The sequence below is a fragment of the Nocardia sp. NPDC049707 genome, assembly GCF_040674855.1.
Classification (GTDB): domain Bacteria; phylum Actinomycetota; class Actinomycetes; order Mycobacteriales; family Mycobacteriaceae; genus Nocardia.
In genome coordinates, this window is record NZ_JBFANN010000010.1 from 67,052 (window position 1) to 89,826 (window position 22,775).

General features: G+C 65.2%; 13 protein-coding genes. 7 read left to right on the forward strand and 6 right to left on the reverse strand.

The features are described from left to right. Window positions 1-223: 223 nt before the first annotated feature. Window positions 224-11,011: an amino acid adenylation domain-containing protein gene (locus AB0J29_RS12275; protein ID WP_364783845.1), complete on the forward strand. Its 10,788-nt coding sequence runs from the start codon at window positions 224-226 to the stop codon at window positions 11,009-11,011. A 153-nt stretch (window positions 11,012-11,164) separates the two neighbouring features. On the opposite strand, the gene AB0J29_RS12280 is transcribed toward AB0J29_RS12275, so the two are convergent. Both AB0J29_RS12280 and AB0J29_RS12285 read right to left on the reverse strand, forming a co-directional pair. Next, a complete protein-coding gene (locus AB0J29_RS12280) occupies window positions 11,165-11,527 on the reverse strand; it encodes a DoxX family protein (protein ID WP_364783538.1) in 363 nt (120 codons plus the stop codon). A 60-nt stretch (window positions 11,528-11,587) separates the two neighbouring features. Further along, window positions 11,588-12,082 carry a cupin domain-containing protein gene (locus AB0J29_RS12285; RefSeq protein WP_364783541.1) on the reverse strand — a complete coding sequence of 165 codons (495 nt, stop codon included), beginning with the start codon at window positions 12,080-12,082 and terminating at the stop codon, window positions 11,588-11,590. 80 nt (window positions 12,083-12,162) lie between these two features. Here AB0J29_RS12285 and AB0J29_RS12290 point away from each other — a divergent pair, with 80 nt between their 5' ends. Beyond that, window positions 12,163-13,032 (forward strand): LysR substrate-binding domain-containing protein, encoded by an 870-nt coding sequence (locus tag AB0J29_RS12290; protein WP_364783544.1) that lies wholly within the window; start codon window positions 12,163-12,165, stop codon window positions 13,030-13,032. 69 nt (window positions 13,033-13,101) lie between these two features. Here AB0J29_RS12290 and AB0J29_RS12295 read toward each other — a convergent pair whose 3' ends face one another. After that, window positions 13,102-13,983 carry a helix-turn-helix transcriptional regulator gene (locus AB0J29_RS12295; protein WP_364783547.1) on the reverse strand — a complete coding sequence of 294 codons (882 nt, stop codon included), beginning with the start codon at window positions 13,981-13,983 and terminating at the stop codon, window positions 13,102-13,104. A gap of 130 nt (window positions 13,984-14,113) precedes the next feature. On the opposite strand from AB0J29_RS12295, the gene AB0J29_RS12300 reads away from it, so the two are divergent. The 4 genes from AB0J29_RS12300 (at window position 14,114) to AB0J29_RS12315 (ending at window position 17,144) form a co-directional block, all read left to right on the forward strand. Further along, a complete protein-coding gene (locus AB0J29_RS12300) occupies window positions 14,114-15,016 on the forward strand; it encodes an MBL fold metallo-hydrolase (RefSeq protein WP_364783550.1) in 903 nt (300 codons plus the stop codon). Window positions 15,017-15,057: 41 nt separating this feature from the next. Continuing rightward, window positions 15,058-16,470, forward strand: coding sequence for a carboxylesterase family protein (locus AB0J29_RS12305; RefSeq protein ID WP_364783553.1), 1,413 nt, complete (start codon window positions 15,058-15,060; stop codon window positions 16,468-16,470). Window positions 16,471-16,617: 147 nt separating this feature from the next. Further along, complete coding sequence (locus AB0J29_RS12310) at window positions 16,618-16,920, forward strand: hypothetical protein (RefSeq protein ID WP_364783556.1); 303 nt, start codon at window positions 16,618-16,620, stop codon at window positions 16,918-16,920. Next, window positions 16,917-17,144, forward strand: a complete 228-nt coding sequence (locus tag AB0J29_RS12315) for a hypothetical protein (protein ID WP_364783559.1) — start codon at window positions 16,917-16,919, stop codon at window positions 17,142-17,144. Before AB0J29_RS12310 ends, AB0J29_RS12315 begins: the two co-directional genes overlap by 4 nt. Before the next feature lie 100 nt (window positions 17,145-17,244). Here the strand turns inward: AB0J29_RS12315 and AB0J29_RS12320 are convergent, their stop codons facing one another. Both AB0J29_RS12320 and AB0J29_RS12325 read right to left on the reverse strand, forming a co-directional pair. Beyond that, window positions 17,245-18,189 (reverse strand): NADP-dependent oxidoreductase, encoded by a 945-nt coding sequence (locus tag AB0J29_RS12320; RefSeq protein ID WP_364783562.1) that lies wholly within the window; start codon window positions 18,187-18,189, stop codon window positions 17,245-17,247. Window positions 18,190-18,624: 435 nt separating this feature from the next. Then, entirely contained in the window at window positions 18,625-18,753 is a 129-nt protein-coding gene (locus AB0J29_RS12325; protein ID WP_364783565.1) for a hypothetical protein, read from the reverse strand. 274 nt (window positions 18,754-19,027) lie between these two features. Here AB0J29_RS12325 and AB0J29_RS12330 point away from each other — a divergent pair, with 274 nt between their 5' ends. After that, window positions 19,028-20,620 carry an HD domain-containing phosphohydrolase gene (locus tag AB0J29_RS12330; RefSeq protein WP_364783568.1) on the forward strand — a complete coding sequence of 531 codons (1,593 nt, stop codon included), beginning with the start codon at window positions 19,028-19,030 and terminating at the stop codon, window positions 20,618-20,620. Window positions 20,621-20,696: 76 nt separating this feature from the next. Here AB0J29_RS12330 and AB0J29_RS12335 read toward each other — a convergent pair whose 3' ends face one another. Next, a complete protein-coding gene (locus AB0J29_RS12335; protein WP_364783571.1) occupies window positions 20,697-22,511 on the reverse strand; it encodes an ATP-binding cassette domain-containing protein in 1,815 nt (604 codons plus the stop codon). Window positions 22,512-22,775 lie beyond the last annotated feature (264 nt).

Sequence of the window (22,775 nt, forward strand, 5' to 3'; positions counted from 1 at the left end):
GGCGATCGGCGCCGGGATGAACGTGCGGCCCCTGGGTCGGTAGGGCGGTCCGGCAGCACGCGTGATCGGTGGTGGTGTTGCAAGCCAGGCCCAGATCTATTGCTGCGGAGTGATTTTCGGTGAATTTCCGCATTCTTGCTGTGCGGTCGATCTTCATCAAGGTCGTAAGGTGCTCCGATTGGGGGTGCTTTGCGCCGCTGAGCAGGAAGGCGTAGTCGCGGCAATGGGGGAAAGGTTTCCACTCTCGGCGGCACAGATCGATATTTGGAGTGCTTGCCAACTCAATCCAGCGATGCCCATGAACATCGCGTCTTATGTCGATGTCGTCGCCGATCTGGACATGCCGATATTGCGGCAGGCCAGCATTGATGCGGGACTCGAGTTGGGTTCGGGGTTCGTACGATTCGACGAATACGACGGCCAGATCTGGCAAGTATTGGACCCGTCACTCGAGGACTCGCTGGATCATATCGACTTGCGCGCAGCGGCGAATCCGGAGACTGCCGCGCATGATTGGATGCGAGCCGAGGCCGCGAGGTGCCTGGACATTCTCGCCGACCGACTGGTCCGCATGGCGGTATTGCGGCTGAGCGACACGCGGTGGTTCTGGTACATGCGATCGCATCACATTGTGATGGATGGCTTTGCCGCGATGAACCTGATCACGCGTGCGGCAGCTCGATACACCGCGATCACCGCAGGGCGGCCGCCCGCGCCGGCCACCGTCGGTGACCTGCGCGGGTTGGTCGAGTCCGAGCTGACCTATCGCCGCAGTTCACGTTTCGATACCGACCGATCGTATTGGATCGATAGACTCGCCGGCTACGAGCAGAGCGCTGGTCCAGCCGGGCGGACCGCGCTGCCGACGGCCTCAAACATTGTCGGATCCGAATTGTCAGCTCACGACTCGGGACTCGACGTTGCGGTCGAACGTTGGGGGGCAACGGATTCCACCGTTTTGATCGCGGCCTTCGCGGCTTACCTGGCACAGGTTACCGGCACGAGCGAGGTGACATTGAGTCTTCCGGTCGCCGCGCGCATGACGGCACGGATGCGCCGCTCCGCAGGCACAGTGTCCAACATTGTTCCGCTGCGCCTGCCGATCGGCTACGACTCGACAGTGTCCGAGCTGCTGCGGGCGGTGCGGTTGGCGGTAACCGGGGCACTGCGTCATCAGCGCTACCGTGTCGAGGACATTCGCCGCGATAGCGCGGCGCGGGGACGTGAGATCAGGAGCTTCGGCCCACGGATCAATATCCTCCCGTTGGACGCCGCAGTCACGATCGACCGCGCCGTCGGACGGGTTCATGTCCTGGCCACGGGCGCTGTCGATGACCTCGCTGTCAATATCTATCGATCGGTCGCCGAGCAGCGGTATCGGATCGACTTCGAGACCAACCCGAACGTGCACACCGACACTGCGGCACGTGAACAGCACAGCCGTTTCATCGAGTTCCTCCCACGATTCCTCGCCGCGTCCGGCGACGAGCCGGTGTGGGCGCTTCCGCTGCTCGCCCCCGGAAAACGTGCCCAGGTGCTGATCGATTGGAACGCAACGGGTTATGACATCCCCGATACCGTCCTTCCAGCACTGTTGAGTGCCCAAGCCGCACGCACCCCGCATGCGGTCGCGGTGGAATTCGACGGCGAGGTATTGAGTTACGCCGAGCTCGCCGAACAATCGAACAGATTGGCGCGTCACCTCATCGCGGACGGTATCGGGCCGGAATCGCTTGTGGGACTGTGTCTGCGGCGGAACCTGCACTCGGTGATCGCTATGCACGCGGTATGGCAAGCGGGCGGCGCGTGGCTGCCGATCGACCCCGACCTACCCGCCGAACGCACCGGGCAGATTCTGCGCAGCGCAAATCCGGTTCGCGTCCTCACCTGTTCGACGGATCGCGTGGACTTACCCGATCGCGTTCGCCGCATGGACATCGACACCCTCGACCTGTCCCGTCGACCCGGCACCGCGATCACCGATCGGGATCGGCGAATGCCGCTGCGCGGCAACAATCTCGCCTACGTGATCTATACCTCCGGTTCCACCGGAAAGCCCAAGGGTGTCGCGGTCACTCACGATGCGCTCACCAATCAAATGCTGTGGATGCTCGATACGTTCGGTCTCGAAGCCAACGATGTCGTGCTGCACAAAACGCCGTATGCCTTCGATGTATCGCTGTGGGGATCTTTTCTCCCGTTACTGGTCGGCGCCCGGCTGGTTCTGGCGTCCGGCGCGGACTATCGAGACCCATTCCGTTTGGCGTTCTTGATTTCTCGGCATCGGATCACCGTCACCGACTTCGTCCCGTCGATGCTCGATGTATTCCGAACCATTGCGACGGCCGAGCAATGCCGAACCCTGCGGCATATTTTCGTCATCGGGGAAGTTTTGTCCCCGGGTACTGTGGCGGCCTTTCGCGCGATAAGCGCGGCGAATCTGCACAACCTCTATGGGCCCACCGAAGCGACTGTCAGCGCGACGCATTGGCAGACCGGCTCGTCGGACACGGTTGGTGTGCCGATCGGCCGACCCGCGTGGAATACCGGTGTCTACGTGTTGGATTCACGACTGCGGCCGGTACCGGTCGGAGTCGCGGGCGAGTTGTATCTGGCGGGACGCCAGTTGGCGCGCGGCTATGTGGGCAGCTTCGCACTGACCTCCGACCGGTTCGTCGCCGATCCCTTCAATGCCGGCGAACGCCTGTACCGCACCGGAGACCTGGTGGTATGGCGCGAGCTCGACGGGACGGGGGTGCTCGACTACCTGGGACGCACTGATTTCCAGATGAAGCTGCGCGGTCAGCGGGTCGAGCCCGCCGAGATCGAGTCGGCGCTGCTGGCGCTGCCGCAGATCGGTCAGGCGGCGGTTGTCGCTGTATCGAGCGCGCGCGTGGGCGACCGGCTCGTCGCATACCTCGTTTCCGATGACCGGACGATCACCATCGACACAGCACAGGTGCGCTCCGCCCTGTCGGCAGTGCTGCCGTTGTATATGGTGCCGGATACCTACGTGGCTTTGGATGCCATGCCGCTCAATGTGAATGGCAAGTTGGACCGAAAGGCATTGCCGCAACCGTCATTCGCGCCCACCGCGTTCCGCCCACCGTCGACTCCGCTGGAAGCGACGATCGTCGAGATCGTCGCTGAGGTGATCGGAATCGAGCGGGTCGGCGTCGACGATGACTTCTTCATGCTGGGAGTCAACTCGCTGGTCGCTACGCAGGTCGCGGCCCGCCTTTCAGACGCGGTCGACAGGCGCGTGCCGGTTCGCATGGTGTTCGACGCGCCGACGGTGGCCGAACTTTCGGTGGCGATCGAGCGGACGGCGCAACCACGAGAGCGGTTGCCACTGATCGGCGGTCCGCGCCCGGATCGCATTCCATTGTCGTTCGCGCAGCAGCGGATGTGGTTGCTGAACCAGTTCGATCCTTCTTCGGCGGCTTACAACATCCCGATTGCACTGCGGATGTCCGGCATGCTCGACATCGTCGCGTTGCGGCGAGCCGTCGCCGACGTCGTCGTGCGCCACGACGTCCTGCGCACCGTTTATCCACTGCTCGAAGGAGATTCGCACACGCAAGGACCTGCGCAGCAGGTACTGGCACCGCACGACGTGCCCATCGAGCTGTCGCCGATTCGGATCGAAGCCGATCAGATGAACGATGAGATGCGGCGAATCGTAGCCTGCGGTTTCGACGTGGCTACGGAGGTGTCCTTCCGCATCCGTCTGTTCCAGCTCACAGATGCCGAGTACGTGCTGGTGTTCGTTACGCACCACATCGGCATGGACGGCTGGTCGCTCGGACCGCTCACCCGCGACCTGATGCTCGCATACACCGCACGCACCCTTGGCGGGGCACCACAGTGGATGCCGCTCGCCGTGCAGTACGCCGATTTCGCGGTATGGCAGCACAAGGTGATCGGCACTCGTGAAGACTCGGAATCGCGTTCCGGACAACAGTTTTCGCATTGGTTGCACACCCTGGACGGGCTGCCGGATCAAATCGACCTGCCCGCCGACCGACCACGGCCCGCCGCGGCGTCCTTCGACGGCGGTCGGGTGGAATTCGTGATTCCCGCGACGGTGCATGCGGCGTCGCTGCGGCTCGCCCAAGAGCATGGCGCCACCCTGTTCATGGTGCTGCACGCGGCGTTCGCGGTCTTCCTGGCCCGAATATCGGGCACGGAGGACATCGCGATCGGGACGCCGGTCGCGGGACGCGGCGCAGCCGAACTCGACGACCTCGTTGGTATGTTCGTCAACACGCTTGTGCTGCGGACACGGGTGCGCCTGGATGCCGATTTCACGCAATTGCTTTGTGCGGCACGGAAAACCGATCTGGATGCATTCGCGCACGCCGATACCCCGTTCGAATGGCTGGTCGAGGCGATCGATCCGCCGCGCTCGCCTGGCAGGCACCCGCTGTTCCAGGTCATGTTGACGCTGGAGAATATCAGCGAACCGGTCCTCGAACTGCCAGGGGTAAGGCTCACGGTCATCGACCCGACCGCCGAACCCGCGAAATTCGATCTGTCGCTGAGCGTTCGGGAAAAGGTCGCCGAGAGCGGAGACCCCATCGGACTGGTAGCGGCCTTCGTGTTCGCGCGTGACCTGTTCGACGAGAGCACCGTCGCGGAATTCGCGCAGCGGTTCGCGCGGCTGCTGCGGGCCGTGACCGGCGCACCCGATCGGCCGGTAGGCGATGCGATGCTCCTGTCCGAGGCTGAGTACGAACGGCTCACTCGAACCGACGGCACCGAGCCTGCCGCCGCTCTGCTGCCGGAACTACTGACACGCGGAGTCGGCCTCGGCAGGCATCGGGTAGCAGTGCGATACGACGATCGTTCGGTGACCTATGGCGAGCTCGACGACTATTCCGCACGTCTGGCGCGGGTACTGATCGATTGCGGTGTCGGTCCGGAAAAGCTGGTCGCCGTCGCTCTCCCACGCTCCTATGAAATGGTCGCCGCCGTTATGGCAGTGGCGAAAGCGGGTGGCGCGCACGTACCGGTCGATCCGTCCTATCCAGTGGATCGGGTGCGTCACATGGTCACCGATTCCGATGCGGTCGTGGGAATTACGACCGGAGAGTGGGTGGATTCGCTGCCCGGCACGCTGGACTGGCTGACCCTCGATGATCCTTCGACCAAGACGTTGCTCGCGCGGCAGTCCGCGGCCCCCGTCACCGATGCCGATCGCGTTATGCCGCTGCGCGATTCGAATCCGGCGTACGTGATCTACACATCGGGTTCGACCGGTCTGCCGAAAGGTGTCACCATCACCCACGCTGGACTCGGCGGGTTGGTCGATCATGCGGTGGAGCTGTATTCCCTGACAGCGGACCATCGGTTTCTCCATATCTGCTCGCCGAGCTTCGATCCATCCGTGCTGGAGTGGCTGTGCACGTTCGCGGTCGGCGCGACATTGGTGATCGTGCCGCCCGAGGTTGTCGGTGGCCATGAACTGGGTGAGCTACTCGGTGCCGAATCGGTAACCCACGCGATCATTACCCCGGCAGTACTCGCCACGGTTGATCCAACCGGGCTGCCAGAGCTGAAAATGCTCTCGGTGGGTGGCGATGTCACCACACCGGAACTGCTCAGTAACTGGCAGCCGGGTCGCCGCTACTTCAACGGCTACGGCCCCACCGAGACCACGATTATCTCGTCGTACTCGGAATTAGTTTCTGGACAACGAATTACGATCGGCGCGCCGGTGCGGGGTGTGTCGGCGTATGTGCTCGACTCGCGGCTGTGTCCGGTTCCGCCCGGTGTGATGGGTGAGCTGTATCTGGCAGGCGCGGCCCTGGCGCGCGGCTACCACAATCGGGCCGGTGCGAGCGCGAACTGCTTCGTGGCCAATCCTTGGGGTGCGCCCGGCTCGCGCATGTACCGGACCGGTGACCTGGTCCGGTGGCGCGCGGTCCAGGACGAACGGACCGGCGATGACGAGCCGGCGGCGAATCGGGAACTCGAGTTCGTCGGCCGCGTGGACTTTCAGGTGAAGATCCGGGGCTTCCGTATCGAACTCGGCGAGATCGACGCCGTGCTCGGCGGGCACGAGGATGTCGGGTTCGTAATCACACTGAGCCATGAAACAAACACGGAGACAACGCTCCTGGTGTCGTATGTGCTTGCCGCTCCGGACCGCTCACCCACACCCGCAGCACTGATCGCCTACGCGGCACGCACGTTGCCGTCGCATATGGTCCCTGCGGCGGTCATCCTGCTCGACGAGATTCCGCTGACGCCCGTCGGCAAACTCGACCGCACGGCACTGCCGGAACCGGAATTCCAGCCATCGGCATTCCGAGCGCCGACAACCCCGGTCGAGCGGCTCATCGCCGATGTGTTCGCCGACGTACTCGATGTCGAGCGAGTCGGCGCCGATGACGACTTCTTTGCGCTCGGCGGCAACTCGCTGGTAGCCACCCGCGTGATGGCACGCATCGGCGCCGCGTGCGATACCCGGTTACCGGTCCGCCTGCTCTTCGAGGCGTCGACGGTGGCGGCGCTCGCAGTTCTGGTAGCACGCCGAATCGGCGCGGGAAACCACAGGCGGTTGGTGGCCGGTCCGCGACCGTCGGAGATCCCGTTATCGCCAGCGCAGCAGCGGATGTGGCTGCTCAACCATCTCGACACCACCTCGGCGGCGTACCACATTCCCGTCGCGGTGCGGCTCACCGGGGAACTCGACGTGGCCGCACTGCGGGCGGCGGTGGCCGATGTAGTGTCGCGGCACGAGGTGCTGCGCACCGTATATCCGGCGGACGGTGCCGGCGTCGGGATGCAGGTGGTCCTGCCGGTCGACACGGTGGTCGTGGATCTCGTGCCGGAATCTGTCCCGATGGACGCGATGGCCGCGCGAATCGCGGAGATCGTTGCGACCGGATTCGATGTGACCGCCGAGACGCCATGGCGTGTGGCCCTGTTGGAGGTCCACGCGCCCGATGCCAACCGTGAGTACGTGCTGCTCTTCGTGGCACATCACATCAGTGCCGATGGCTGGTCCATGCGACCACTCACCCGGGACATGATGCTGGCCTACGCTGCTCGAACCGTCGGCGCGGAGCCGGGCTGGGCCCCGCTTCCGGTGCAGTACGCCGATTACTCCCTGTGGCACCGGGAATCGCTCGGCAGTGGGAAAGATCCCGATTCCCTCGCCGCCGCTCAGCTCGAATACTGGCGCGACGCACTGGCCGGGCTGCCGGAGGAATCCGCATTCCCCGGCGATCGAGTCCGTCCGCGCGTCCCGTCCTATGCGGGCGCCTCCGTGCACTTCACCATAGACACGGAGCTCGCGAACAGGTTGCGCGCCCTCGCCCGCGAACACGACGCGTCGGTCTTCATGGTTGTCCATACCGCGTTGGCGATACTGCTGGCACGACTGTCCGGAGCGGACGATATCGCCATCGGCACACCCGTCGCCGGGCGAGGCGAAGCCGAAATAGACTACCTGATCGGGATGTTCGTCAATACGGTGGTATTGCGGACGCGCATCGATCCGGTCGAATCGTTCACCGTGCTACTTGCCCGGCAACGTGACACCGACCTGGCGGCTTTCGCGAACTCGGACGTGCCGTTCGAACAGGTCGTGGATGCCCTTGCACCACAACGGCTCTCATCTCGGTCCCCACTGTTCCAGGTCGCGCTCGCCTTCCAGAATCTGCTCGACGCGACCTTCGAGCTACCCGGGCTGCAAGCGGTCACGCTCGCGCTGCCCAACCACACCGAGAAGTTCGACCTCACCGTCGCGATCACCGACGTCGGTGCCGGTGCGATGCAGGGCGAAATCTCCTATGCGCGCGACTGTTTCGACAAAGAGACGGTGCAATTGATCGCAAACAGGCTGCTCGGCGTGCTGACGAGCATCGTCGACGCCCCGACCGCCACCGTCGGCAACGTCGATGTATTCCTCGACGGAGAACACGAGAAGATCCTTCGTCAGTCGCATCGCCCCGGTGTCGAGCCGCCGGTTACCTCCCTTGTCGATCTCATCGACGCACAATGTCGTGCGCACCCGGACGCGATCGCGGTGCGTGCCGCTGCTGCCACTGTGACCTACGCGCAACTCTCCGACCGTGCCGACCGCACGGCCCGGCGTTTGATCCAGCACGGCATAGGCCCAGGATCAGTGGTTGGCGTCGCCGTCGAACGCACCGCGGACATGCCGGTCGCCCTCCTTGCGGTGCTGCGCGCGGGCGCCGCCTACCTGCCCATTGATCCGGCCTACCCGGCGGCTCGCCTCGAGTTCGTACTAGCCGACGCCAGCCCAGGCTGTGTGCTGACCACTGCCCAACTCCGACCTGAACTACCCCTGGGTGATATCCCGGTCGTACTGGTCGAATTCGGCGACAGCACCGACAGATTCCCCGCACATCCGCCGAGATCGTCTCCGTACCCCGATGACCTCGCCTACGTCATCTATACCTCCGGCTCCACCGGCACCCCGAAGGGGGTCGCGGTGACGCACCGAAACGTCGTGCGTTTGCTTACGAACGCACTCCCGGCGTTCGACGTCGGCCCCGACGACGTGTGGACGGTATTTCATTCCTACGCCTTCGATTTCGCGGTCTGGGAACTATGGGGTGCACTATCGTCCGGCGGCACGGCGGTGATCGTCGATCAAATGACCTCGCGTTCACCCGACCGATTTCTGGAATTACTCGCCCGCGAACGGGTTACGGTACTGAGTCAGACACCGTCGGCGTTCTATCAACTGATCGACGCGGACGCGGCCGCACCGGAGCACGACGTCTGTCTGCGATACATAGTGCTCGGTGGGGAGGCACTGGACACGCGCAAACTGATCAACTGGTACGCACGACATTCGAAGCGGCAGCCACGGCTGGTCAACATGTATGGGATCACCGAAACGACTGTGCACGTGACGATTCGAGAGTTCGACACACAAGAGTCGATGACCGGTGCCATTGGGCACGGACTACCCGGGGTGGGGATCCACCTTCTCGACAGTCGGCTACGAACTACGCCGCTCGGTGCTCACGGCGAGATCTACGTGACTGGACCGCAAGTCGCGCGCGGCTATCGAGATAGGCCGGGCCTGACCGCGACCCGGTTCGTAGCCAGCTCATTCGGCCCGCCGGGCGAACGTATGTACCGATCCGGTGATGTCGGCCGGTGGCGCGGGCGCCGGCTCGAATATCTTGGGCGTGCGGATGAGCAGGTGCAATTGCGCGGATTCCGGATCGAGCTGGGTGAGATCGAAGCGGTTGTTTCCCGTGCGAATGGCGTCGGAGAGGCGAAGGCGATCGTTCGTGATGGCCGACTGCTCGTCTATGTCCGGCGCAGCGGCGCCGCCACTGTCGCGGAATTGTCTCAGCGGGTTGCCCTCGAACTGCCGGAACATATGGTCCCCGCGGCGATCACCACGATCGATGCTTGGCCGCTGACCCCCAACGGCAAGCTCGACGTGGACGCCTTGCCCGACCCCGATTTCGCTGCCCGCTCGACCGGTCGGGCGCCGCGTACCGAGCGCGAGCAGGCGATCGCGGGAGTATTCGGCGAGGTTCTCGGTCTGTCCGCGATCGGTGCCGACGACGACTTCTTCACCATGGGCGGTGATTCGCTCGGTGCGGTCCGGCTGCGTGCTCGGATCCGAGAGGTACTCGGCGAAAACGTCTCGGTGCAGGAGGTTTTCGAGGCGCGAACCGTGGCCGCTATCGCCGCTATTCCGGCACGTCGTGATGGTCTGCGGAGTCGGGTCGGCATTCGCCATCCCGATGTTGTGCCGCTATCGTTTCCGCAACGGCGACTGCTCGAGCTGAACGAACATGAGCGCACAGCGCTCGGCCCCGGTCGCGCGTACATCTTCGCGTTGCGGCTACCCGGAGCGACCAACTCGACGGCGATGGCTCACGCTCTCACCGACCTGGTTGACCGCCACGAGATTCTGCGTACCGTATTTCCCGGTCACCAGCAAGTACTCCCGTGCGGCACCATCGATTTCGCCACATCCACGACTGCGGACGGTGCGGCAGAACTGTTGGCGTGCACCACCAGACCATTCGACGTACGCACCGAGGTCCCGCTGCGGGTACGCCTCTACCGGGGCGACGACAAAACCGACCTCCTGCTGATCATGCTGCACCATATCGCTGCGGATGGCTGGTCGGCCGCGCCGCTGATCCATGATCTCGCCTCGGCCGTGCGAGCTCGCAGCATAGGCGCACAACCGGATTGGCAACCACTGCCCATCCAGTACGCCGCGCACGCGATCTGGCAACGCCGGTTGGTCGAGGATCTCGGCACTACCGCACCGATCGACCAGCAACTCGCGTACTGGACAACAACTCTCGCCGGTCTGCCAGAGGTGCCGCCGCCCCTGCGCCGGCCCGCCGATGCGCCGCAGCCGTACGCCGGCCAGGTATATATCGGCTTCGATGAGGACAATTGTCGTCGACTCGAAGCATTCGCCGTCGCGCACCACGTCAGTGTCTACATGGTCGTGCACACCGCATTCGTGCTCATGCTCGGCGAATTCGGACTGGGGTACGACCTCGCCGTGTGCGCGCCCACAGCGGGCCGAACCGAGCCGGGGATGGAAGCGGCCATCGGGCGATTCACGAACTTCCTCGTCCTACGTAGCGATCTCACCAGCGCGCCCACCTTTCCGGCGCTGTTGGCCCAGGTTCGGCGAACCACGCTGGCGGCCCTGGACAACCAGGACATACCCTTCGAGTTCGTCACCGAGCATCTCGGAATTCGGGACCGGCTGAGGGTGCGCCTGGCATTCCAGAACATTCCGGCTCCCGACCCGAAAGGTGTTGGACTGCAAGCAGAATGGGAACCGGTTGCCACCAGGACTCCCGCGGATTTCGACGTGTCGCTGATATTGTCAGAAGTAACGAACGGCAGCGGCGGACCACAGTCCTGGTTCGGTCTGCTCGAATACGCGACGGACGTCATCGACGCGGTGGCGGCGGAGAAGATGAAGATCAGATTCGAGGAAATGCTCTTCGCCAATATCGCCTTCGAGGAACGCTAGGGCGTGTCTCCCAAGCAGTCCCGGACTGCGCGGAGCAGAGCAACCCCACGCAGTTGGCGCAACACGCAGACGTCCGCACATCGGAATAGCGTGCGTTGGAGCACCATTCAGGTCTGGACGAAACGCATAAAGGGGTCGCGTCCTGGCTGGAGATCACACCCGGCCGGGCGCCAGCCACACGGTCACGGCTGCTGCGAGAAGCAGTGTGATGTTGAGGCCGATTTGTCGGTCTTTGCCGGTCAGATGGACCGGGATCGCACCGAGTTGTAGCAGTACGAAACCGGTGGCCGCGCCCATGGCGAGCCAGGGCGCGAGGCCGGTCAGCGGTGGAAGGATCAGCCCGAGCGCGCCGAGAACTTCGAGCACGCCGACGACCCGGACGGCGGGTAGTGGTATGCGGTCCACCCAGGCCATCATGGGCCGGAGTCGATCCCGGCTTCGGGTGATCTTCAGTGCGCCTGCATAGAGGTAGAAGAGGGCGAGCAGGCCGGCAACGATCAAGAAAGCGATGTTCACAATTCCATCCAGCGGTGACATGCGCGGGCCGGGGCGAAAACGCAGCTCGACCCGCTGGGTTCAGGCGAAGTCGGTGGCGGGCTCGGTCGCGTAGTGGCTCATGACTTCGACGTTCACCTGCGGTGTCAGTTCCCGGCCGCCGGCGATCATGTCCTGTAGGTCGCGGAAGTACTGCACATACAGGTCGGGTGTGAAGGTGCTGAGCATGACGGCCGGTTGGCCGGTGATGTTGGCGAATGTGTGCGGAGCCCCGGGTGGGACCATCACCAGCGTGCCCGCTGCCGCGTCGTAATCGGTGTCGCCGACGGTGAAACGCACCGTGCCGGAGATGATGTAAAACCCTTCGTCGTGCTGGGCATGCTGGTGCTGCGGCGGTCCCGGAGTGTATGGGGCCAAGACGGATTCGGCGATCCCGAGACGGTGCCCGGTGTTGCTGCCGTCCTCGAGAACGCGCATTCGCGTGGCACCCAACATGATCGACTCACCCTCGCCGGGCCGCACTACCGAAACTGTTGCACCGGAGTTCTTTTCGTCGTTCTTTGCTTCGTCGGTCATGTATCGATTGCACCGCCCGGATGTCAGGGGTGTCCAAGACCTGTTCTGCGATGCCGATACCGGAAGGGTATCGTGCCAGCGTGGAGCTACGTACGCTGCGTTACTTCGTAGCTGTCGCCGAGGAACGCCACTTCGGTCGCGCCGCCGCCCGACTGCACATGAGCCAACCGCCGCTGAGCCGCGCCATCCAGCAGCTGGAGGCCGAAGTCGGCGCAGCTCTTTTCGACCGGTCGCCCACCGGCGTCGGTCTCACCCGGGTCGGGGCGGTGCTGCTCGACGAGGCACGCCTGCTGCTCGATAGGGCCGACCGCGTCAGCACGAGGGTGGCCGCCGCGGCCGGAAACACGAACCTCACCATCGGCATCCTGGGAGACGGCACCGACCCGGGCATCACCAGGCTGGCCAACGCCTACAGCCGCAAGCACCCCGAGGTCGACATCCGCATCCGCGATACCGACCTCACCGACCCCACGTGCGGGCTGAAAGCCGGACTTGTCGACGTCGCTGTCACCCGCGCACCGTTCAACGACACCGCCCTGACCGCGCGTGAGCTGCGTGCCGACCCGGTCGGGGCGGTACTACGTGCCGACGATCCGCTGGCCCGCCGCGACCAGCTGAAGCTGGCCGATCTGGCCGGCCGTCGCTGGTTCCAGTTCCCCGACGGCACCGACCCCGTCTGGCAGACCTATTGGAACGGAGGCGAGCCACGTGAAGGCCCGATAGTGCGAGTCGTCCAGGAATGTGTGCAGGCCGTGCTCTGGACCGGCACCGTCGGCATAACTCCTCTCGGGCACACTGTGCCCGAGGGACTGGCCGCGGTCCCGCTGATCGATATGGCGCCGAGCAGGGTGGTGGTGGTTTGGAACGAGGGCGACACCAACCCCTTGATCCGATCGTTCGTGCAGATAGCAACGGCCGCATACCTCGACCCCCCAGCCGAAACCGCTTGACACAAAACGTCTTACGCTGATTATCGGATATTCGTCATCAGCGGAGGTTGGCGGCGATCGGCGAGCTCGTCAGCGTTGCACCGGCAACAGCGACCGGCGGGCCTCGGCCGGAATGGATTGTGCGAGGAGCGCGAGGGAGTCCGCCGCGCTGGATCCCTGCGGCGTCGTGACGACTACGACCGAATGTTCGGGTGAGCGTGCGGGGATGAGGATTTGTTGTGTGACGGTGAGCGGGCCGACCAGTGGGTGATGTAGGTCGTAGGCGTCGGCTTCGCACGGTTTGACTCGGTGGTCGCTCCACAGCTTCACGAATTCCGGGCTCTTCATGGACAATTCGCCGATCAGAGCGGCCAGGAGCGTGTCATCGGGGTGCCTGCCCGCGACGAGCCGGAGATTGCCGACTACAGCGCGGGCCTTGCGCGGCCAGTCAGCGTACAGATCGCGGGTGTGCGAGTCCAGGAACAACATTCGAGCCTGATTGGGTCGGTCCGCGGGGCGATCCGGCGCGGCGCGGTCGATATGCCCGGCAAGTAGCGCATGCCCCAACGCATTCCAGGCCAGGATGTCGGTTCGTCGGCCGAGAACCACTGCAGGTGCTGTTTCGAAGGCGCACATCAGATCTCGCGTCAGTGGATGCAGTCGCTCCTGTGGCGGCTGTTCGGCTCGCGGGCGTCGCGTCGCGAGTCGGCGCAGGTGCTCATGCTCGTGCTCGTCGAGCTGCAGCGCGCTGGCGAGTGCGTCGAGAATGGCGGCGGAGGCATTGCCGGACTGGCCCTGTTCCAGCCGCGTGTAATAGGACACGCTCACCCCGGCCAGCTGCGCCAGCTCTTCCCGACGCAGACCGGTCACCCGCCGCCGTCCGGGAAACTCGGGTAGACCGACGTCCTCCGGGCGCAGGCGCGCACGCCGCGCCCGCAGGAATTCCCCCAACTGCACGGCACCACCACTCATGAGCCCAGTCTGCACCTTCGGCCAGCCGGGAGCCTGACCCTACGAGGGATACGCACAAGCAGGGCTGGTACCCCGTCGCATCAGGGCAGCACGCTGAGGCAGAAAGCAGCGAGAACCCCAGGAGCGCAACATGCACGAGATCGTGCTGGGTGATGTCACGATCACCCGGATCATGGAGTACTACGGTTCGGTCGAAATGACACCGGAGACCTTCTTCCCCGACAGTCCCGAGGACGCCTGGCAACGCCATAAGTCCTGGCTCACACCGGATTTCGTCGATTCGGATACCAACGAGTGCGTCTCGGCCGTGCAGACCTGGTTGTTGCGCAGCGAAGGCGTGACGATCCTGGTCGACACCGGCGTCGGCAATCACAAGGAGCGACCGTATGCGCCCGTCTGGGGTCACCTGAACACCGACTTCCTCGGCAACCTCGCCCGGGCCGGAGTGCGGCCGGAAGACGTCGACCTGGTGATCAACACCCATCTGCACGTGGACCACGTCGGCTGGAACACCTACCTCCACGATCGCCATTGGGTCCCGACGTTCCCCAATGCCACCTACCTCATGCCCCGACGCGACTTCGACTTCTGGAATCCCGCCAACGAGCACCGGTCGACCCTGGGCCGCGGTAACCAGAACGTCTTCGAAGACAGCATCGCCCCGGTATACCAAGCGGGCCACACCGTACTGTGGGACGACAGCTATCGCATCGACTCGAACCTGACGCTGGATCTGGCGCCCGGGCACACCCCCGGATCATCGGTACTCACCCTGCAATCCGGCACCGACCGTGCCGTATTCGTCGGTGATCTGCTACACACCGCCTTGCAGTTCGTCGAACCCGACACCAACAGCTGCTTCTGCGAAGACCCGGCGCAGGCCCGGACCACCCGCCGTCGGCTACTGGGCTGGGCAGCCGACACGAACGCGCTCGTGCTGCCCGCGCATCTCGGCGGGCACGGCGGCGCCGAAATCATCCGCGACGCAGGCACATTCGCCATCAAGGAATGGGCACCCTTCACGCGCCTCTGACACACACGACAGATCCGATCCGAGACACCAGGAAACCTCATATGTCCGACCCGATTGTCACCACCACCGAAGGCGCCGTCCGCGGCCGCACCGACACCGCGCACGTCTTCCTCGACATCCCCTACGCCGCACCGCCGATCGGATCCGCCCGATTCGCCGCGCCCGGACCGCACCAGCCCTGGCCCGGTGTTCGTGACGCCACTCGGCCCGGGCCCACCGCGCCCCAGCCGCGCCGCGACGGCTTCGGAAAACTCGACATGTCACCGTATTTCGGCCCCGGCTGGATCCCCGGCGCGGACTACCTGACGGTGACCGTCTGGGCACCCCAGCAGGCCCGCAACAGCCCGGTCATGGTGTTCGTGCACGGTGGCGGGTTCGTCAGCGGATCCAGCCGTGCATCGCTCTATGACGGAACAGCTTTCGCACGTGACGGCGTCGTCCTGGTGACCGTCAATTATCGCCTGGGGGCCCCCGGATTCCTCGATCTGCCCGGCGCACCGGCCAACCGCGGAATGCTCGACATCATCGCGGCCCTGCAGTGGGTGCAGCGCAACATCACCCAGTTCGGCGGCGACCCCGACAACGTCACCCTGTTCGGTCAGTCCGCGGGGGCCACTATCGTCGGTGGATTACTCGCCGTTCCCGAGGCGGCGAAGCTGTTCCATCGCGCCATTGTGCAGAGCGGCAACGGCTTCGGCGCGTTCTCTCCCGAACAAGCCGCACGAGTCACGCACGCAGCCGCCGATGCCCTCGGAATCGGACCAACAGCAAAGGATTTCGCCGATATCCCGGACGAACGTCTCGTCGCACTGGCGCCGAAGCTGACCGGCCTGGACCTGCGCACCGAAACCAGGTCCGACCCACTCGCCGGATTCAGCCCGTTCAGCCTGGTCCTCGACCGGCAACCGGCCGAAACCGTGGCTGCCGGAGCCGGGGCCGAGGTGCCGCTGATCGTCGGGACGAACACCCGCGAGGCCAACCTCTACCTTGTGCCGCAACGCAATTCGCCGACAGAGGCCGAGGTATACGCCACCGCCGCCCGCATCGACACCGATCCCGAGGCACTCATCGCGCGGTACCGTGCCCGATACCCACAAGCGACTCCGGAGGAACTGCATTCGACACTGTTGGGCGATGCCCTGTTCGGGACCGGCAGCCGACACCTCGCCGACGCCCACGCCACCCGCCGGACGGCCCCCACCTACACCTACGAATTCGACTGGCAATCCGCCGCTTTGAACGGCCGACTCGGCGCGGCACACACCGTGGAACTCCCATTCGTATTCGACTGCCTGAACCTACCGGCGCTACATGGCCCCCGCGGCCTACTCGGCCCGGCCGAAGCCCCTCCCATGCTCGCCGCGCGCATGCACGGTGCGTGGGTACAGTTCGCCCACACCGGCGACCCCGGCTGGGCACCACCGCAAACCCACCGCTTCACAGACCGGGGATGATCCGAAGCGCACGTCTTGCCGATCAGCCACCACGGACGCTCGGGATGCCGGCATCGGTAGAGCAGCATTTCCCGGCTTCGCTGGGCCTGCATCCGCCGCTCGCACAGCCCACTCCGCAACCGACCACGAAACACATTGGTGTGCTGGGTGCGATGCCGTTCCCACGTCCCCCGGCCGGCCCAGCTCGCCGAATGCCCCGTCGGCGTGCACGTCCCCGGTCAGGGGCTGTCAGTGCGGGCGGAGCCGGGCCGGCAGGGCGTCGATGCGTCCGGGCGACCACCCGCCGGAGCGGCCACGTGCCGGCTCGATGGCGACGCGGTGGTCTGGGTGGCCCGCGCGGGCGAGCCCACACCACTGGATGACATCCTGCTGGAACGCTTCGCGATCGCCACCGCCGTCTTGCTCGACCTCACCAGGGTCCGGCTGCCGGAGCTGGGTGACCCGCGTTGATCGAGCTGGCGCTGTCGGAGAGAGCCGGCACTGCCGAACGCTCGCGAGCCCTGCATCTGCTCGGCCTCCGCACGACTACTCGGCTGCGCGTCCTCGCGGCTTCCGGCGACGGTGCGCTCTCCGGCCGCTCGGCGCGGCTGGGCACCGTTCGGGCAGTGCTGACGACAGAAGAGGTGCCCATCCCGGCACCCGGCGACCGGCATGGCGCACCACCGACTCCGTAAACCGAATCCTACAATTACGCAACGGATTTCAGGTGCGGAACAAGCTCAGGGCGAGAGTCGCTATGCCGATCTGCTGCCCGGCGATCGCGTCGCCGATTCCTTACGGACGAACGCGGATGATCGTCTTCCCCTTGGCCCGCTCGGTTGGGTTGAAGGCGGCGACGGCACCGTCGAGGGTCGCGATGTTGCCGATATTCGTGCGCAGCCGTCCGTCACGCACCCGCTGGACGATCTCACTCAGTTGGGCGCGATCGGGCACAACAACGAAGTCGACCGCCAGGCCGTGGACGGGACGCACCTCGGGCGGCCCGGCGACGGTCACCAGCGTTCCTCCGGCTCGAACCAGACCCGCGGACCGCCTCCCGATGTCTCCGCCGAAGACATCGAACACCAGATCGACACCGCCGACGTCTTCCAGCGAGTCGTTCTCGAGGTCGACGAACTCCTGCGCGCCGAAGTCGAGCGCCGTCTGACGGCCGGCAGCGCGTCCGGTGCCGATGACGTAGGCGCCGGCCTCGCGGGCGAGCTGCGTCGCCATCGAACCGACCGCGCCGGCCGCACCGTGCACGAGGACGCTCTGCCCCGCCCGGAGGCGGCCATGCTCGAACAATCCCTGCCACGCGGTCAGGCCCGGCATCACGACGCCCGCGCCCGCCGTGAAGTCAACGTCACCCGGGAGCGGCGCGAGGTTGCGTGCCTCGACGACTGTGTACTCCGCCAGCGTGCCATCGCGAGTCCAGTCCGTGAGGCCGAACACCCGCTGTCCCACCGACAGCCCCGTCGTGCCATAGCCGAGAGCGCTGACCACTCCGGCCAGCTCGTGCCCGGGGATCGACGGTGTCCGGTCACGGCCGAGGCGGTCGGTCCAGGTCGAGGGCCACTCCAGCTCATCCCAGGTGAATCCCGACGCATGAACTTCAACGACTACATCGCCGTAGCTCGCGCCCGAGAGGCTGGCGAGCCTCGCCACATGTGGCTCGGGTCGCTCCACCAGCTTCATCCCAGCTGTTCCGGCGACCTGGTCCGTCACCACGATCGCTTTCATTTGAATACCTCTCTATATCAGCCCTCGCCTACACGGCACTGTGGGTGTGCGTTACGTTCCGCGATGACTCGACTAGCGGGCCATATCTTGTTGCTCGGGGAGCGCCAGGCTCCGTCGTGCCGATCCGCCGCCAAGCGATCGCGTCCCGGAGTCCTTACGGACGAACGCGGATGATCGTCTTTCCCTGGACCCGCTCGGTCGGATCGAAGGCGGCGACGGCGTCGTCAAGGGGCGCGACCTTTCCGATGATTGTCCGCAGTCGTCTGTCCCACACCCGCCGGACGATCTCACCCAGCTGCCCGGCCACGATGGCATACCGGCGAAGACATGGCGAGCGGACACGCTGACCGATGGGCGGGAGTTACGTGCGCGGGTCCGTCCGCTTCACCGCCCGACGCGCACCCGGCCACGGAGCCGGTCGCCGTACTACCCCGGCTACCGCAGTGCATCGCCCACGCCGATCCTGAGGGCCCTTTCGGTGTCGCGGATGTCACCATCGGCGCGAAAAAACCGCCACACATCGCTGCGAATCACAACGCCGAACTTGGTGACGGTCAGCACCACCTTCCAATCGGCGACGGCCGCAGCCGCCGGAGGTGACCGCGGTCAGAACGTGGTGGCCGATAGACGATGACAGCGCGGATTACGCCTTCTGCCGCGAGACTTGCTGCGGCTCAGTACTTCCTGTTGTGTACCGAACCTGGCAGTCCGACTTACCCTCGATCTTGGAGACCTTGGACTCTTGCCGATCCGCGCGTGCTGGGGCCCGTGGGGGTCATGAGGCCGGTGTTCCGTCTCTTGCGCCGAGATGGCCGTTGTTCGGGTGGACAATGGGAAGATGCACCCGTACGGGACGCTGCCCAGCTCGGGAAAGGGTCTGAGCAGAGCCAAACTGCTGGCCGCGATATCGCTTGCGATCGACCTCGGTCTGGGTCAGCCGATGGAACACATGCTTCGGTCGTCCTTGATCGCGACACGGATCGCCGAGCGGATGGGGCTCGACCAGCAACAGCGAGCGACCGTGTACTACGCCAATCTGGTTGGGTGGATCGGTTGTCACGCCGACTCGCACGAACTCTCGGCGCTCTTCGGCGACGACATAGCCTTCCGGGCCGACACGTACTCGGTGGACATGACCGGCCTGCCGTTTCTGCGGCTGATGATGAGTCATGTTGGACGTGGATTGCCAGGCTGGGAGCGCGGCATCCGTGCCACTGCCTTTCTGGTCACGGCTCGCAGCCAGATCGCCACACTGATCCAGTCGCATTGCAGTTCCGCCGGGGTTCTCTCCGATCGGATGGGCTTGGACGGGCAGGTCGGAAAGGCGCTGGCCTACGTCTTCGAACGCTGGGACGGCCGGGGGTTGCCCAATGGTTCTCGCGGAGAGGATATCCCAGTCGAGATCCACATCGCTCACGTCGCAGACGTCGTCGAGGTGCACCTGCGTGCAGGTGGGCTCGAGCACGCGAAGGATGTTCTCCGTTCTCGGCGCGGCAGTCAGTTCAGCCCAGCCGTGGCGGCGGTGTTCGATCGTAACGCGGCGGCGATCGTGGACGGGTTGCTCGAAATCGACGTCTGGACCGAAGCTTTGGCCCAAGCACCGGATCGTGACCGAACCCTGACGGCCGAGGAGAGCGACGAGTTACTCGAGGCCATGGCCGATTTCGTCGATCTCAAATCTCCGTTCACTCTGGGGCATTCGCGTGGCGTCGCGAATCTGGTGGCCGGGGCAGCCCGACACCTGGGCATGTCGCCGTCGGACATCACGCATCTCTACCGTGCCGGCCTAGTGCACGGCCTCGGCAAAATGGGAGTGTCCAACCAGATCTGGGAGAAGAAGGGGCCGCTCAGTACGGCTGAATGGGAACGGGTACGGATGTATCCGGATCTGACCGGCCGGATACTGAGCCGAGTCAACGGCTTGGAGTCGGTGGTGCCCGTCGCGATGAAACACCGGGAACGGATCGACGGGTCCGGCTTTCCCCGAGGGATCGCCGGTGCGGAGTTGACCGCGCAGGACCGGCTGCTTGCAACGGCGGAGGCTTATCAGCGACTGCTCGAGCCGTGTCCCCACCGGCCGCCGCTCGATTCTCGCGGCGCTGCCGATCAGTTGCGAACCGAGGCGCGCGCCGGACGCTTCGACGCCGAGTCGGTTGCGGCCGTGCTTGCGGTGGCCGGTCCGCAGATATCGCGCCGGACGCCATGGCCGGCCGGGCTGACCGACCGCGAGGTTCAGATCCTGCGACTCGTCGCGCAGGGCCGGTCGAACCGAGACATCGCCGCCGAACTGTTCATCGCCGAGAAAACGGCCCGCAACCACGTCGAACGTGTCTACGCCAAGCTCGGCGTCAATAACCGCACGCAGGCCAGCCTCGCCGCGATCGATCGGGGTCTGGTGAGCTTCCCGGTCAACGCGGCCGTGGGAAATTGAAGCATCGTCGGTGCCGCGCGCCCGGGGCCCGCCGGCATCTGTTCAGACATCTGGCGGGACCGACTGCACGGGGACTTCATCGCTGGGATGCGCCGGGCCGGGACCGCCGGTCCAAGACCCATACCGTGGCCAGCATGAGGCTGACGGCAAACGAGGCGAGCGCGATAAGACTGGCGCCAGTGCCTCCGTGGAAGGTGCCGCCGTAGGCGGACATGGCCGGCAGCGTGGCGGTGTACCGGTCGAGATCCAGGTCGCGACCCAGCGCTTCGAAGGCGTGGCGGTTGGATAGGCCGAGACTCATCAGGCGTCCAGGGAGGGCCACCTCGTCCACGGGGACTATGGCGCCACCGAACAGAACCTGAGGGAAGCAGAGCATCGGCAGGGCGAGGGCGGCCTGTGCGGCGTTGGAGACCGCAGCCGAGGCGAGCAATCCGAGGGCCAGTGCCGAGGTCGCCTCGATCACAATCGTCACAAACAGGAAGGCGGACACGTCCCAGCCGATGGCGGGGAGCCGACCGAGCGCCCGCAGCACACCGAGGAGCACCGCGCTCACTCCAGCCAGCACCGGAAGCAGCGCTGTCACCTTGGATGCCACGTAGGCGCCCACGCTGAGCCCGGCCAGGCGCTCCCGCCGGAAGACCGCCATCTCCCCGACGATCTGGAGCAGGCCGTAGGTAAGGCCGAAGAAGAAGCCTGCGAATGCGATCCAGAACACGATCTGGGCCGGGCCGAGGTCGGCTTCGCTACGCGGATCGAACGCGCCGCGCTTGAACAGCGTCGCCATCATGGCAGTGACCAGCACCGGTGAGCCGAGCAGAACCGCCAGGGTCAGGCGGTTGCGAAGGAGAACATCAACATTGCGTCGTGTAAGTAGCCACCATTGCCGGACCGTGCCCGCGCCCTTGACGTCTGAACGGGTGGCAGAGATGGGCAATGGAGCCGAGCCAGGCCGGGCTTTCGACTTCCCACCACTGTCCGCGAATCGCTCTGCCCAAATCTGAGGGGTGTGCTCATGCGCCAGCCGGTCGTACACCTCGGCGAGATCCTCCACGCCGAAGTAGCGCCGAGCCTCGGTCGGGCTGCCAGTGAAGGCCAGATGGCCGTCGCGCGCCAGGAATACCACCCGGTCGCACCGGTCGATGCCGACCGGCTCATGCGTCGTGAGGACGACTGTGACCCCACGCTGGCTGAGTCGGCGCAGCAGACGCATCACGTAGGCTGCGGTCGACGGATCGAGCCCCGAGGTGGGTTCGTCGAGGAAGAAAAGGTGTGGCCGAGTCAATAGCTCCACTGCGATACTGGCCCGCTTGCGCTGGCCGCCGGAGAGCGCACGGACCGGCACTTCGGCCCGATCAGTCAGGTCGAGGTCGTGCATGGTCTCGTCGACTACCCGGTCCGCCTCGGCCGCCGATGTGCCTGCGGGCAGCCGTAGCCGCGCAGCGTAGCGCAGCGTGCGGCGCAGAGGCATCTCGAGGTGGATGATGTCCTCCTGGGGCACGTAGCCGATACGGGAATCGGCGCTGACTCGGGCCCCGCGAACGATGCCGTCATGCCGAACCTCTCCCACAGACGGTGGTCGCAGTCCCGCGAGGATCTCCAGCAATGTGCTCTTTCCTGCTCCACTGCAGCCGGCAATGGCGACCAACTCGCCTGGTTCGACCGACAACGACAGCTTCTGGAGAATCTGCCGCGCCCCGACATGCCGGCTTACGTTGACCGCATCGACCCGCCCGCCGCCCGGCACTCCAGGTGTGTGATCTGAAGTGCGCGTACCGAATCGCTCGACGGTCGGTGGTTCGAATGTCAATTCGGTCATGACCGGTGATCTCCGTGATTCCTGAACTCGCTTTGTCATGCCCTGATCATCGGTCCGCCGCCTCCGTGGTCGCATGAGGCGTTTGCCTCAAATCGCGCAAACCAGGAATTGATCGCCTCACCGGGCGCGGGACCACGCGGTGGCCCAGGGCGGCAAGGGGCCGTCTCGCTCGGTCTGGGCGAGCTGGTGGGTGCACCATCGAAGTTCGTACGTTGCCGGACAGTGATATCGGACGTCTCGTGCGTGATGTGCTGACCGATCCGGCGCGCCGGGCAAGGCTGTTCGGGCGCGGTGAACGCGCCGGGCCGGTGTGAACGGAGGTTGGGTGAGTAACGAACA

Bases quoted from the DNA above. Each gene is read 5' to 3' on its own strand.
- AB0J29_RS12275 (WP_364783845.1), top strand. From the start codon at position 224: ATGGGGGAAAGGTTTCCACTCTCGGCGGCACAGATCGATATTTGGAGT.
- AB0J29_RS12285 (WP_364783541.1), bottom strand. From the start codon at position 12,082: ATGACCGACGAAGCAAAGAACGACGAAAAGAACTCCGGTGCAACAGTT.
- AB0J29_RS12295 (WP_364783547.1), bottom strand. From the start codon at position 13,983: ATGAGTGGTGGTGCCGTGCAGTTGGGGGAATTCCTGCGGGCGCGGCGT.
- AB0J29_RS12300 (WP_364783550.1), top strand. From the start codon at position 14,114: ATGCACGAGATCGTGCTGGGTGATGTCACGATCACCCGGATCATGGAG.
- AB0J29_RS12305 (WP_364783553.1), top strand. From the start codon at position 15,058: ATGTCCGACCCGATTGTCACCACCACCGAAGGCGCCGTCCGCGGCCGC.
- AB0J29_RS12320 (WP_364783562.1), bottom strand. From the start codon at position 18,189: ATGAAAGCGATCGTGGTGACGGACCAGGTCGCCGGAACAGCTGGGATG.
- AB0J29_RS12330 (WP_364783568.1), top strand. From the start codon at position 19,028: ATGCACCCGTACGGGACGCTGCCCAGCTCGGGAAAGGGTCTGAGCAGA.
- AB0J29_RS12335 (WP_364783571.1), bottom strand. From the start codon at position 22,511: ATGCGACCACGGAGGCGGCGGACCGATGATCAGGGCATGACAAAGCGA.